The following is a 13,059-nucleotide window of genomic DNA, read 5'->3' on the forward strand; positions in this document are numbered from 1 at the left end:
TGGTTACCGTCATGGCCGCAAAGCGTATCGGTTCGCACCCCGCCGACGGCGGGGTATCCCCGACCAGGGCGAACGCCCTGTACGGAAGGCGCTTGCCGCTAGAGCGCGATGGCGTTGGCGGCCTTCGCGACGCTCTCCTCGGAGGCGCCCTGGCCGGGGTTCTCCTTGGCGAGGGCCTGGTTGAGCGCGACGAAGGGGCGCATTCGCCGCTCGTACCGCTCGAAGGCGCCCTCCTGCTGCCTGGCCAGCTCGTCGGCGAGCACGTAGGCGCCCACCAGGGCCAGGCTGGTGCCCTGGCCCGACAGCAGCGAGGCGCAGTAGCCCGCGTCGCCGAGCAGCGCCACCCGGCCGCGCGACCAGGTGTCGAGGTGGATCTGGGCGGCCGCGTCGAAGTAGAAGTCGTCGGCCTCCCACATCGCCTTGATCAGGCGCGGCCCCTCCCACCGCATGCCCACGCACCGCTCGGCCACCAGCCGCTTCTGCGAGGCGATGTCGCGGTGGTCGTACTCGACCCGGGTCTCGGAATTGAAGCCAATGTTGACCCGCATCTGGGCGTTGCCGGGCACGCTGTACAGGCCGCATCCGGCATCCCCCTCGCGATACCAGGTCTGCCAGCGGTCGAGGCCGAGGAAGTTGTCGGCGGTGTAGATGGCCACGTACATGCCGAGGTGCTCCAGCGGCTGCTCGCCGAACACCAGGCGGCGAGTGTTGGAGTGCAGCCCGTCGGCGCCGATCACGTAGTCGTAGTCGCCGGTCCCGCCGCCGTCGAAGCGCACCCGGACCCCGCGCTCGTCCTGTTCGATCGCCGCGATGGAGTCGCCGTAGAGGTACTCGACGCCGGTGGTGGTCTCCATGACGATCCTGGTCAGGTCTTCGCGCATGATCTCGACGTCGTCGGAGTCGATGCGGCCGCCGCTGATCGTCGACTCGGTGGTGCGCATGAGCTCGTTGCCGTCGCCGTCGACCATGGACATGCCTTGCATGTCGGTCTTGTGGGCGCGAGCCTGCTCCAGGATGCCCATCCTGCGGGACACCTCCAGCGCGGCGCCCCTGATGTCGACGGCCTGGCCGCCGGGGCGCGGGGTCGAGGCCCGCTCGACGACGGTCACCTCGTGACCGTGCCTGCGCAGCCAGTGGGCAAGGGCCGGTCCGCCGATGCCTGCTCCGGAAACGAGAACGCGCATGTCTGCACTCCATGTCTGTATGTACGCTGTGCCAGATCTGAATGTACAGCGTACATACAGGCTATGCAACAGCGCTTTCGCGCTAGGCTGTACTAGTGCAGAAGTACGCGGAGATCGTCTCCGAGCTGAAGCGGCGCATCGCCGAGGGCGAGCTCCAGCCAGGCGACCGGGTCCCCTCGACCAGGCAGCTGGCGCGCGAGTGGGGCGTGGCCCTGGCCACGGCCACCAAGGCGCTCAACGTGCTGAGCCAGGAGGGCGTGGTCAGGGCCGAGCCCCGGGTGGGCACCGTGGTGAGCACCGCAGTGGCCGCGGGGCGCAGGCCGCGGCGGGACGCCGGTGAGGTGACCAGGGACCGGATCGTGGGGGCCGCGATCGAGATCGCCGACGCCGAGGGGCTCGAGGCGCTCGGCATGCGCGGGCTGGCGGCCAAGCTCGGTATCGCCACGATGACGCTCTACCGGCACGTGCCCGGCAAGGAGGACCTGGTCCTGCTCATGGTCGACGCCGTGATGGAGGAGTTCCCGCTGCCCGATCCGGCGCCGGAGGGGTGGCGGGCCCGGCTCGAGGCCTCGGCCAGGGTGCAGTGGGCCGGCTACCGGGCCCACCCGTGGATGGCCGGGATCACCTCGCTGACCCGGCCGCTGCCCTCACCGAGCCTGCTGAAGCACACCGAGTGGGCGCTGGCCGCCCTCGACGGCCACGGCCTGGCCCCCGAGACCATGCTGCACGTGCACATCCTGCACTACAGCTACGTGCAGGGCATCGCCGCCAACCTCGAGCTGGAGGCCAGAGCCGAGGCGGCCACCGGCCTGACCGACGAGGAGTGGATGGAGACGCAGGAGGCGCACATCTCCGCGATCGTGGCCTTGGGCTCCTATCCGACCTTCGCCAGGACCATCGCCGACCTGGGCGGCGACTTCGACCTGAACCTCGACGAGCTCTTCGAGATCGGCCTCGGCCCGATGCTGGACGGCCTGGCCTCGATCATCGAGCGGCGAGCGCGCTGAAGGCCTCCTTCGGCTCCCAGGTGCCGTCCTCCAGCACCTTGACCAGGCCGTAGCTGGCCACGTCCCACTGTTCCGGCAGGTTGTGGCTGGCGAAGGTGCACCAGAACGCGGTGTCGACCCCCTCGGCCTCGAACAGGTCAAGCAGCTCGCTCAGGTAGCGGACCTGTTCGCCCTCGTCACGGACGAAGTCGCCGGTGAGCCCGCGTGGCGTGGCGCCGTCGAAGTCGATGACCAGCATGCCCCTGGCTCCCAGGTCCGCCGCGCCGGAGAACGTCACGCAGCCGAACTCGGTGATCGCCACCGGCTTGCCCTGCGCCACCAGGTCACGCACAGCCTGTGGATAGATCTCCGCCACGTCGGACGAGCGGTACAGGTCGACGCCCACGAAGTCGAAGGGCGTCCAGTCGACCGCTTCAGAGGGGATCGCGGCATAGGTGACCTTGCCGGTGAAGCGCTCCCTGACGACCGCCACCGCCCTGCCCAGGAAGTCGTTGAGCTTGGCGGGCAACTCGGCCAGCGCCTCGCGCGCGAGGTGCGGGGTGGCCAGCAGCGCGAGCCGCTCGTCGAGGGTCTCGCCGGGCAGGAAGCCCTTGGTGAACAGCATCAGCTCCGCCCCGGTGACGAAGACCACCTCGCCGTCCAGCCGCTCGGCCCGCTCGGCGCAGTCGGCGAGCACCGCCAGCAACTCCTCGGGGCTCAGGTCGCAGGTGAACGGCGAGAACCACACCTCCAGCCCGGCCGCCACGGCATGCCGCGCGGCGATCTCCAGCCGCTCGGGATCGCCGCCGGTCACGCGTACGGCGGTGCAGCGAAGCTCGTCGTGGATGACCCGCATGTCGCGGCGCACGGCCTCGGAGTCGAAGCCCTCGTACGTGTCGGATCCGGCGTGCAGGAAGCCGGTGTCATAGGTGATGCCTTTGGCTCTCATGCCGCCATACGGTACGCGGTGTACCCTAAGAATGTGAAGAGAAAGCGTGGCGCGACTCTGGAAGAGGCCATCCTCCGGGCGGCGGCCGACGAGCTCACCGAATCCGGGTACGCGGGCCTGACCATGGACAAGGTGGCCAGGCGGGCGGGCACCAACAAGAACGCGATCTACCGCCGCTGGCCGAACAGGGCCGCGCTCGGCGTCGCCGCCTACAAGCTGCTGGCCACGGAGGAGGCCAGGGTGCCCGACACGGGCGAGCTGCGCGGCGACGTGCTGGAGCTGCTGCGCGGCGCCAACAGGCACTGGGCCTCGCCGCTCGGGGAGATCCTGCGCGGCCTGCTGGCGGCCACGGGAGACGAGCCGGAGCTGCTGGCCAGGCTCCAGGAAAGCGCGGGAGACGCGGGATCGGCGATGTGGCTGACGATCCTGGAACGCGCCGTGGCCAGGGGCGAAGCCACCCCCGAGTCCCTGCACCCGCGGGTGGCCACGGTGGCCATCGCGCTGTTGCGCAACGAGTTCGTCACCCGCGGGCACCCCAGCGCCCCCGACGAGGTGCTCGTCGAGATCGTCGACAGGGTCTACCTACCGCTGGTAAGCCCGCACGGCTGAGCCGCCTCAGCGGATGCGGCGACGGAGGGAGGGGTCGATCTGGACGTTGCGCCCCGCGTCCGGGGGCACGATGACCTCCTGCGCCGCGGCCACGCCACCGGCCAGCAGCGTCGCGTCGACCGGGACCGTCCGCTTGACCACGGCCAGCGCGATCGGGCCGAGCTCGTAGTGGCGCGCCGACGAGCCGACCGTGCCGATCTCCTGGTTCTCGAAGATGACCGGAGCGCCGTGCGGCGGCAGGGTGTCGACGCTGCCGTCCAGGTGCAGGAAGACCAGGCGGCGCGGCGGGTGGCCCAGGTTGTGCACGCGGGCGACCGTCTCCTGGCCGCGGTAGCAGCCCTTGGTCAGGTGGACGGCGGAGCCGATCCAGCCCACCTCGTGCGGGATCGTCTTGTGGTCGGTGTCGAAGCCCAGGCGCGGCCGGTACTGCTCGATCCTGAACGCCTCGTAGGCCCAGATGCCGGCCAGCGGCTTGCCCTGGTGGTCGCCGCGCGGCACGTAGAAGTCCTCGGTGGCGGTCGACAGGACCGCCAGGTCGTCGACCCCGGACACCTCGACGCGCAGCATGAACCGCATCCTGTCGAGGTAGTCGATCAGAGCCTCGGAGGTGCCCGGCTCGACGTGGGCCAGCACGGCCTCGCCGTCGTCGACCAGCGTCATGTGATGCTCGACCCGGCCCTGCAGGTCCAGGATGAGCGTCTGCGTCCACTCACCGGGCTGCAACGTGTCGAGCTTCTGCGAGGTCAGGTCGTTGAGCCATTTCAGCCGGTCGACGCCGGCGATCCTGACGATCTCGCGGTTGCTCCTGTCGACCACGGCTTCGCCCTTGACCAGGGCGCGCTGTTCGGCGAACAGGTCTCCATAGTGAGCGGCCACGTCGGCGTCCACGCCGTCGGCCGCGACGGCGCCGGGGAGATCGAGCAGAGGGCTACGCATGCCTTCCAGGTTATCGGCAGTTCTTGCAGCGCCCGAAGACGGTCAGGTGGCGCACGTCCGTGACGAACCCCAGCTCCTCGTCCAACGCCTTGACCAGCCCCTCCGCCATCTGGGGCCGCACCTCGATGACCTCGTCACAGCCCCGGCACACCAGGTGGACGTGATCGGCCTCGGCCGCCAGGTGATAGGTGGGCGCGCCGTGACCGAGGTGGGTGTGGGTGACCATGCCGAGCTCTTCGAGCAACTCCAGCGTGCGGTAGACGGTGGAGATGTTGACGCCGCGGGCCGTCTCCCGGACCTTGGCGCAGATCTCCTCCGGCGTGGCGTGCTCCAGGTCCTTGACCGCCTCCAGGACCAGCTGGCGCTGAGGCGTCACCCGGTATCCCTTGGCGCGGAGTTCCTCGTGCCACTGCGTCTCCGTCATGCCCTGAGAATAATCGCTTGCCCGGGTTGTGCGGCCTCGCATAGCGTCGTGAGCACGCGGAAAGGAGGTGGTCCAAACAATGGATAGTCATAGTTGGACTAGCGAGGTGGTTGTCCGCTAGCGGACGCGGACCCATGTCTCGCCGCCTGCTGGCGAATACGAGGCAATCACCGGGGCCCCTGACCGCCGGAGGCGGGATCTGCGCGATCCCGACCATGGTCCATCCGGCCCGCCTGACCCCAGGCGGAGTCAGTCTGGGGCCCTTTTCGTGCCCTCATCTTGTACGGCGAGCCGCTCTCACGGCCGCCCGCCGTACTCCGGCCGAGGGCCCGCGACCGGCGCTTCTGGCGAGTCGGTGCCGGTTGCCCGCCGCCACGACTCCGCTGTGGGCCCTGTAGGTAGGGAAACCACGGCTGCGTGTCCAGGCACCGGATCGGCGGGACCGTGGTGCCCGGCCGACGAAGCGCCGCGTCGCCCGTCGCTCGGAGTGGCTAGTGCTCGCCGCGCGGCTGGATGCCGAGTTTCAGGCAGGCCTCGCGATACAGCCGCACCACCGCCATGCGGACCTGCGCCCGCTCGGTCAGCGTCTCCCCCCACGGCACCCTGACCCGTTCGCCGCCGTCGATCGTGAACTCGATCGCCTCGGCGTCGACGTTGCTGGTGCCGGCCGTAAGGGCGTCCGGACGCCCGCCCAGCCCACGCACGATGATCAGCGCATCGCCGGCGTGGTCGTCGTTCATGTGCCGCTTGATCGCCTCGACCGCCTCGTCAGTGAATGGGGAGCTCATGCGACCTTCTTCAGCTCGGCCGACATGTGCGAGGTCAGCGGGTGACCCACGGCCGCCATGTCGTAGGCCCACATCAGGTTGCCGTTGACCAGCCCGTAGAGCCGGTGGCCCGCGGTGTACTCCTTGGCGCCGGCCGTCCTGGCCACCACATCGGTGCGCAGCTCGATCTTGTGGAAGACGACCTCGCCGACGTAGATCTCCACGATGCCCGTCGGGTGGGCCAGCAGCACCTCGATCTGCCGCTCGGGCTGCGGCCGCCAGTAGCCGGTCTCGGTGGCCAGCGGCTTGACCCGGTCACCGGCGTCGTTCAGCAGCCAGGTGCGGCTCACGTAGCTCAGGAACGGCTTGCCGTTGTGGCCGAACTCGATCTCCTGCCCGAAGTTGAAGCTGTCGATCGTCGGATAGCCACCGACCCCGGCGCCCTCCCACCTGCCCAGCAGGAACGCGATCGGCTCCAGATCCGGGTGCACCTCTTCTTCCATGCCGCCAAGCGTAGTCTCGGTACGGCACAGCCGCTCCGCTCCCCGTTCCCGGCCAGGGATTAGGGTGGCGGACATGGCACGATCTTTGGTCATCAAGGTGACCGCAGGGGCCGACGCCCCCGAGCGATGCAACCAGGCGTTCACGGTCGCGGCCGCGGCGCTCGCCAGCGGCGTGCCCGTCTCCCTGTGGCTCACCGGCGAGGCGTCCTGGTTCGCGCTGCCCGGCCGGGCGAAGGAGTTCAGCCTGCCGCACGCGGCTCCGCTGACCGACCTGCTCGACGCCGTGCTGGCTGGCGGCCGGGTCACGGTCTGCACGCAGTGCGCGGCCCGCAGGGACATCACGGTCGACGACCTCATCGACGGCGTCCGCATCGCCGGCGCCCCCACCTTCGTCGAAGAAGCCGTCACCGAGGGCGCCCAGGCGCTCGTGTACTGATCCGCTCGCAACCAAGGGCCTCTTTGTCTTGTACGGCGAGTTTCTTGTACGGCGAGCCACCGCCACCGGCCGCCCGCCCCACTTCGGCTGAGGACCCGCGACCGGCGCTTCCGGCGAGTCGGGGATCCTCGCTCGCCGCCACGGCGCTTCGTCAACCAGGCACCACGGCTCCCCCTGGCCCGCCGTACAGGCGCCGGACGACCGTCGTGCCGCGTCTCGCCGACCCCGGCGCGGTAAGTGCGGGCGCCCGGAGCCGGGGCCCGGGGTTTCCAGGAGCAGGCGCCCGGGGGTTTCCAGGAGTAGGGGCCCGGGGGTTTTCAGGCGCCGGGGCGGCGAGATGTGGGGCGGTGGAGGTCGGCGCCCTGGGCGGCGGGGGGCCGCGGCCGGGGTGCCACGACAAGTAAGCGCCGTGGCGGTGGGCAACCACCACCGACTCGCCGGAAGCGCCGGTCGCGGGCCCTCAGCCGGAGTGCGGCGGGCGGGCGGTGGCGGTGGCTCGCCGTACGGGAGCAGCCCGAAGATCGGGCCAAGCCGAAGTGCGGCGGCGGTGGCTTGCCGTACGAGAACACCCCGAAGATCGGGCCCAAGCCGGAGTGGGGCGGGTCGGGCGGTGGCGGTGGCTTGCCGTACGAGGACACCCCAGAAGTCGGGGCCTCAGCCCGTGACGGTGGGCGGCCTGCCGTACAGAATCAATCCCGCCGAAAGGTCAGCGGGAGAGGACCGCGTCCAGGCGCTCCTGGCGGAGTTGGTTGTAGCGGGTGTCGTCGAGGGGGGCGAGGTCGCCGGCGGCCCAGGTGAGGAGGAGGTCGGCGAGGGCGGGGTTGCGGGCCAGGGCGGGGCCGTGCAGGTAGGTGCCGATGACGTGGCCGCTGTGGCAGCCCTCGAAGCCGTTGCCGTTGCCGATGCCCGACAGGACCTTGGCCAGCGGCTTGACGCCGGGGCCCAGGTTGGTGATGCCCATGTGGTTCTCGAAGCCGGTCAGCGTGGGCAGGTTGAGCCCGGCGTCCACCTCGGCCGCGAGCTCGCCGACCGCGCGGGACGGGCCGCGGGAGCTGGCGATGTCGAGCACGCCGACGCCGTCGACGGGCTGGCCCTCCTCCCCGCCGAAGGTGGTGCCCATGATCTGGTAGCCGGCGCAGACGGCGAGCATGGCCGCGCCGCGGGCGATGGCCCGGTGGAGGCCGCCGTCGCGGCGCAGGCGCTCCGCGGCGAGGATCTGCGGCCGGTCCTCACCGCCGCCGATGAGGTAGATGTCGCCCGATTCGGGAACGGGGTCGGCGGAGCGGACGTGCACGACCTCCGCGTTGATGCCGCGCAGCCGCGCCCGCGATTCGAGTACGAGCGCGTTGCCCTGGTCGCCGTAGGTGCTCAGCAGGTCGGGGTAGATCCAGACGATGCGCAGGACGCTGTCAGAGGGCACGGCCGAACTCCGATCGGATCTGCTGGAAGGCGGTGTAGTTGGCGATCACGTCGACGCGGCCGGGCGGCTGCATCGCCAGCGCCTCGGAGAACGTGCCGCACAGCGTGAACGGCACCTCGGCCACCTCCAGCCGCAGCGCCAGGTCCAGCCGCCGCTGGCCGGTGACGAACACGGGCCGGCCGCGCAGCACGCGGTAGTCGACGTCCCACAGCCAGGACGTGTCGCGCCCGTCGGGCCCCTGCGCGTTGACCGACAGGATGATCGGCAGGCTGGAATCCGCCACGTCGAAGGCCTCCAGCCAGCCGGCCGGGTTCTTGGCCAGCAGCAGCCTGGCGTCGCGCCCCTCGCGGGAGACCGTGGTGTAGCGGCCGGCGACGGAGGTGACGTCGCGCAGCCGGGGCAGCGCCCGCTCCGCCGGCAACCCGAACGCCTCCGCGACGGCCAGCGCCATGACGGCGTTGGAGCGGTTGGCCAGGCCGGGCAGCTGGATGTCGAGCACCCAGCGGTGGCCGCGCGGATCGATGGCGGCGTCGTCGTCGAGCACCCACTGCGGCTCGGGCCGGTGGAAGGTGCACTCGCGGCAGGCCCAGTTGTCGTCCTTGCGGTCGAGCGGCCCCCCGCACTCGGGGCAGCACCAGGAGTCTTCTTTCCAGCGCTGGCCGCCGGCGACCCAGGTGACCTTGGCGGCCGTCGAGGCGCCCCAGGTGACCAGCGGGTCGTCGCAGTTGGCGATCACGTGGGTGGGCTTGCCCGACAGCGCGCGGCGCCACTTCTGCGCCAGCAGCCAGATCTCCGCGGCGCGGTCCATCTGGTCGCGGCTGAGGTTCATCAGGCAGACCACGCCGGCGCCGGTCGTGTCGAGCACCTCGGGCAGGTACTTCTCGTCCACCTCAAGCACGCCGTAGGGGGCGTCCTTCTGCTGGGAGAGCGCCGAGACGTGGCCCGCGGGCATGTTCGCGCCGAAGGCGTTGGTGGCCACGTCGCCCATCTCCAGCAGCGCCGAGGCGATCAGCCGGGTGGTGGTGGTCTTGCCGTTCGTGGCGCTCACCAGGGACAGCTTGCGGTCGCGTGCCAGCTTGCGGAGCAGATCGGGCTCGAGCATCAGGCCCACACGCCCGCCGATCACCGACCCGTCGCCGCGCCCGGTCATCCTGGACAGCGTGGCGGCGCTCCGGCCCAGGGCACTGGCGAGCGCAGCCCGCAAAGGAAGCTGGGTCATACCGATCCTCCGCTTCGCGGGTTGGGGTATGCCCCAGCAGCTGGACTGTATTGATTGGGTCGCTGTCGCTCCCTCATGTGTACGGATCCTATCCGCGACCTACCATGGAGGGGCACACGAAAACGCGGCCCGGTTGGTAGCCCGGGCGAAAGCTCCATGTATCCGCCCTTCCAGGGATGTCCGGTGTGTCGGTTTGGCATGCCTACTGGAGGGATACATGGTCACCCTTTCCGTGTACTTGGACGGCCCGTTCTGGGTCGGCGTCCTGGAGATCGTCGAGGACGGCCGCCTGCGCGTCACCCGCTTCACGCTCGGCTCGGAGCCGACGGATCCCGAACTGTACGCCTATCTCATGAGGTACGGCACGGCCCTGCTGGAGGCCGCCTCCCGCGCGCCCGCCGTAACCTCGGACATGCGCGCCAGAAGCAAGGTGAACCCCAAGCGCGCGGCCAAGCTGGCCGCCCGGGCCGCCGCGAGGATCACCACGAGGAGCACCGCCTCGCAGGAGGCGATGCGCCTCGAGCTGGAGAGCCGCAAGAAGGCGGCCGCCGCCGACCGGAAGGCGACCAGGCAGGAGGAGGCCGAGCACCGGCGGGAGGTCGCCAGGCGCAAGCGCGTCGAGCGCCGCAGAGACCGCTAGCCGGGTCCCGCGAACTCCAGCTGCGGGGCCTGGTCGCCGTCGAAGGGCAGGACGAACCTGCGCGGCCACGACAGCACCGACTCCAGCCAGCCGGCGCCCATCGTCTGCCCGACGTGCCGCAGCCGGACGGCCGTGTCCAGGCCGATCGCCACGGACACGATGTCGCGCTGGACGGCCTGGTTCTCGTCGTCGCCGAGGATGACCCGCCAGGCCAGCTCTCTGTTGCGCTCGACCTCCATCGACAGCGGGTGGTGGCGCAGCGCCTTGGCCCGGTGCCCGAGCAGTTCGGCGCGGACCAGCTCGGCGGAGCCGTTGGTGCCGAACAGCGCGTACTCCATGGGCGGCGCGGGGCTGCGCAGGTCGGGCGCGGGCCGCCCGAACGGGAAGAGCCGCTCGACCTCGTGCAGCCAGCGCACCTGCGGGATGACCCAGGACGCGCCGGGCCGCTCGCCGCCGCCCTCGGCCGAGCCGAGCAGCCGGGTCGCCGTCTCGGCGGCCTTCTCGGTCAGCAGCGCCGGGTCGAACCAGCTGCGCAGCGCCCAGTCCCGCCGCCGAACCGCGCGGTCGACCAGCGTGGCGAGCAGGCACTCGCGCCGCCTGGCGGGCAGGTCGGCCCAGGCGGCCGCCAGCGCGCGCGGCACGCCGGGCAGCGTCCGGTTGCTGACGAAGGCCAGCACGACCGTGTCGCACCAGATCCGCAGCCACGCCCACTCGGGCGAGTCGGCGAGCACGTCGGCCTCGCGCAGCTCGACCAGCGTGCACGCCTGCCCGGTCCGGCACTGCGCGCCGCAGGCGGCCGACCTGCGGCCCCTGATCGGCGGTGCGGGGCTGGGCAGCGGTTTCTCCCTGGACTCCCCGAGCGGCACGCGCACGCGCAGCGGCCGGTCCATCCCGTCGGCGAACACCGCCGCCGAACCCGGCTGAAGCGAGACGACCTGACGGGACTGTTCCTCGCTGAGGTTCATCGCGGCGCCGACGAGCTGCCGGTCGTCCTCGGCGGGGAGCCGGTGCACGACCTTCAGCGCGGTGTTCTTCACGACGTCGGACACGAGCTTGGTCGGGATCTGCTCGGCGACGACGATGCCGGTGCCGTAGGCGCGGATCTCGGCCAGCATCCCGGCCAGCAGTTCCACGGCGTGGGTGGAGGCCCGGCCTGCGCCGCGGTCGCGCAGCAGCCGGTGCGCCTCCTCGATCACGATCACATGCCGGAGGTTCTGGGATTTTTCCTGACGTGCCCGCATGCGCAGGTGTTCGACGATCCTGATGATGAGCGTGCCCATCAGGAAGGCCTTGTCCTCGTCGTTGGCCACGTCCTCGATGGCCAGCACGATGTTGCGCTCCAGCAGCCCGCCGATGTCGGCGGGATGGCCGCCCTCGAAGAAGCGCCCGGCCGAGCCGACCCGCAGTGACCGCAGGCGCAGCGAGATGAAGCCCTCCACGTCGGCCTGGACCTCGCGCCCGTAGCCGATCTCCTGGATGACGTCCATGGCGTGCTGCTGCAGCTGTTCCAGCGTGGGCACGCTGGGCGGCACCTTCGCCCCCGGCACGGCTCCGCCGGTCACCACGTCCCAGCCGGTCGCCTCGTAGACCCGTTGCAGGGCCAGCGACATGATCTGCGGGAACGGCTCCTCGGCGTCGAAGGCGGCCATGAACAGCGCGCGCACCATGTCGATGTGCGCCTGCACCGGGTAGCCGGGCTCGGGCTCGAGCGGGTTGATGCTGAACGGCACGCCGCCGGGAGCCGACGGGTTGATCACCGTGACGGGCTCGTCGACGCGCCCGCCCATCGCGGCGTACTCGGACTTGGCGGGCTCGATGGCCAGCCACGGGATCTTCGCCCCGCTGAGCTGCTCTAGCAGGTGCCTGACGGTCTGCGACTTGCCCGAGCCGGTGGCGCCGGTGACGAAGGCGTGCCGGTTGAGCGTGGCCAGCGGCACACGGAACGAGCCGACGGCCCGTTCCTGCCCGTCCATGATCTCTCCCAGATCCAGCTCGCCCGCGTCCGCCTCCGAGGTGACGTCGAAGAACCCGGCGTCGAGCACCCGGACCCCGGGCACCTCCCTGCGTGGCAGCCCGGCCAGCGCCGCCAGCGCCCCCGCCGTGGCCGCGAACGGCGCGGCGGCCCCGTCGCCCGGATCCTGCAGCGTGGCCGCGAGCGCCTCAGGCAGCGCGTAGGCCGATCCGCGCCCCGACAGCGCGCTGCGCAGCCGGTAGGGGTGGTGGCTCATCTCCACCGAGCCCACCAGCACCGGCGCGATCTGCCGTAGCTCCTCGGCGGTCGCCGCCCCCGCCAGCACCCGCACGTTCCACAGCCCCGCCTCGCGGAAGGCGTCCAGCTCCTGCATGCGCCGCTCGGCCCGCTCGGCGTCGAAGCGGGAACGCTCGGAGGCGTCGCCGTACTGCCGCAGCACGTTGAGCTGGGTGCGCAGGTGAGCCACCTCCGCGTCGAGCAGGTCGGTCGGCTCGGCCACCACCAGCCAGGCGAACGGCCGCGACATCAGCGTCACCAGCGTCGACTCGAACAGCGTCGGCCGCTTCAGCTCGTCGGGATCGAACTCCCTGCGCCCGCCGAGCGGCGGCGCCTGACGTCCCGGACACGGTGTCCACACCAGGTCGGCCAGATCGGCCAGGTACTCCTCGCCCAGCGGCACGCCGCGCGCGCCCCCGGGGAACAGCAGCGGCTGCGGCCCGCTCTGTCCGCTCGGCGGGCCGGGCGCGCGCCGCGGCTGACGCGGCGGCGACAGCGGTCCCGCGTTCGTGATGAGCTCCAGCGGGGCTCCCGACCCGCGTGACAGCCAGCCGATGACGAACGGCATGGCGCGCTGGGCTGCCGACAGGACGGCCGGGAGTACGGTGACGAAGTCCCATTCGGCCGACGAGCTACGCGATGGAGCGGCGATCGACTGGATTCTGTACCAAGGTCCACTAAGCATTCCATCCCCCCAGACGGTTCTTCAGTAAAGTCCCGCCGATCGTCAGCCCGTCA

Annotated in this window: 13 protein-coding genes; 4 read left to right on the top strand and 9 right to left on the bottom strand. The window is 71.1% G+C overall.

Going from position 1 to position 13,059, the window contains the following annotated elements; translation table 11 throughout:
• Positions 1-98: 98 nt before the first annotated feature.
• Entirely contained in the window at positions 99-1,184 is a 1,086-nt protein-coding gene (locus ACIBHX_RS41660) for an FAD-dependent monooxygenase (RefSeq protein WP_397073164.1), read from the bottom strand.
• Positions 1,185-1,279: 95 nt separating this feature from the next.
• Here ACIBHX_RS41660 and ACIBHX_RS41665 point away from each other — a divergent pair, with 95 nt between their 5' ends.
• A complete protein-coding gene (locus ACIBHX_RS41665; RefSeq protein ID WP_397073165.1) occupies positions 1,280-2,191 on the top strand; it encodes a TetR/AcrR family transcriptional regulator C-terminal domain-containing protein in 912 nt (303 codons plus the stop codon).
• On the opposite strand, the gene ACIBHX_RS41670 is transcribed toward ACIBHX_RS41665, so the two are convergent.
• Positions 2,169-3,119 (bottom strand): hypothetical protein, encoded by a 951-nt coding sequence (locus tag ACIBHX_RS41670; protein WP_397073166.1) that lies wholly within the window; start codon positions 3,117-3,119, stop codon positions 2,169-2,171. The genes ACIBHX_RS41665 and ACIBHX_RS41670 overlap by 23 nt on opposite strands.
• 33 nt (positions 3,120-3,152) lie before the next feature.
• On the opposite strand from ACIBHX_RS41670, the gene ACIBHX_RS41675 reads away from it, so the two are divergent.
• Positions 3,153-3,728: a TetR/AcrR family transcriptional regulator gene (locus ACIBHX_RS41675; RefSeq protein ID WP_397073168.1), complete on the top strand. Its 576-nt coding sequence runs from the start codon at positions 3,153-3,155 to the stop codon at positions 3,726-3,728.
• 6 nt (positions 3,729-3,734) lie between these two features.
• Here the strand turns inward: ACIBHX_RS41675 and ACIBHX_RS41680 are convergent, their stop codons facing one another.
• The 4 genes from ACIBHX_RS41680 to ACIBHX_RS41695 all read right to left on the bottom strand — a co-directional run bounded on the left by ACIBHX_RS41680 (position 3,735) and on the right by ACIBHX_RS41695 (position 6,358).
• Entirely contained in the window at positions 3,735-4,664 is a 930-nt protein-coding gene (locus ACIBHX_RS41680) for a YgfZ/GcvT domain-containing protein (protein WP_397073170.1), read from the bottom strand.
• A gap of 10 nt (positions 4,665-4,674) precedes the next feature.
• Positions 4,675-5,088: a Fur family transcriptional regulator gene (locus ACIBHX_RS41685; RefSeq protein ID WP_397073171.1), complete on the bottom strand. Its 414-nt coding sequence runs from the start codon at positions 5,086-5,088 to the stop codon at positions 4,675-4,677.
• 491 nt (positions 5,089-5,579) lie between these two features.
• Positions 5,580-5,876 (bottom strand): DUF2470 domain-containing protein, encoded by a 297-nt coding sequence (locus ACIBHX_RS41690; RefSeq protein ID WP_397073172.1) that lies wholly within the window; start codon positions 5,874-5,876, stop codon positions 5,580-5,582.
• Complete coding sequence (locus tag ACIBHX_RS41695) at positions 5,873-6,358, bottom strand: FABP family protein (RefSeq protein WP_397073174.1); 486 nt, start codon at positions 6,356-6,358, stop codon at positions 5,873-5,875. Before ACIBHX_RS41695 ends, ACIBHX_RS41690 begins: the two co-directional genes overlap by 4 nt.
• A 73-nt stretch (positions 6,359-6,431) precedes the next feature.
• Between ACIBHX_RS41695 and ACIBHX_RS41700 the strand changes: the two genes are divergently transcribed.
• Entirely contained in the window at positions 6,432-6,794 is a 363-nt protein-coding gene (locus tag ACIBHX_RS41700; protein ID WP_397073176.1) for a DsrE family protein, read from the top strand.
• A gap of 706 nt (positions 6,795-7,500) precedes the next feature.
• Here ACIBHX_RS41700 and ACIBHX_RS41705 read toward each other — a convergent pair.
• Positions 7,501-8,214: a type 1 glutamine amidotransferase gene (locus tag ACIBHX_RS41705; RefSeq protein ID WP_397073178.1), complete on the bottom strand. Its 714-nt coding sequence runs from the start codon at positions 8,212-8,214 to the stop codon at positions 7,501-7,503.
• On the bottom strand, positions 8,204-9,433 hold the full coding sequence (locus ACIBHX_RS41710) for a MurT ligase domain-containing protein (protein WP_397073180.1): 1,230 nt from the start codon (positions 9,431-9,433) through the stop codon (positions 8,204-8,206). The genes ACIBHX_RS41705 and ACIBHX_RS41710 overlap by 11 nt, the downstream gene beginning before the upstream one ends.
• Before the next feature lie 217 nt (positions 9,434-9,650).
• Between ACIBHX_RS41710 and ACIBHX_RS41715 the strand changes: the two genes are divergently transcribed.
• Complete coding sequence (locus ACIBHX_RS41715; protein WP_397073181.1) at positions 9,651-10,073, top strand: YjdF family protein; 423 nt, start codon at positions 9,651-9,653, stop codon at positions 10,071-10,073.
• On the opposite strand, the gene ACIBHX_RS41720 is transcribed toward ACIBHX_RS41715, so the two are convergent.
• The gene (locus ACIBHX_RS41720; protein WP_397073184.1) at positions 10,070-13,006 is read right to left on the bottom strand and encodes an ATP-binding protein; all 2,937 of its coding nucleotides are present in this window, start codon (positions 13,004-13,006) and stop codon (positions 10,070-10,072) included. The genes ACIBHX_RS41715 and ACIBHX_RS41720 overlap by 4 nt on opposite strands.
• Positions 13,007-13,059: the final 53 nt, after the last annotated feature.

The organism is Nonomuraea sp. NPDC050536 (assembly GCF_044457685.1).
In the GTDB taxonomy this organism is placed as follows: domain Bacteria; phylum Actinomycetota; class Actinomycetes; order Streptosporangiales; family Streptosporangiaceae; genus Nonomuraea.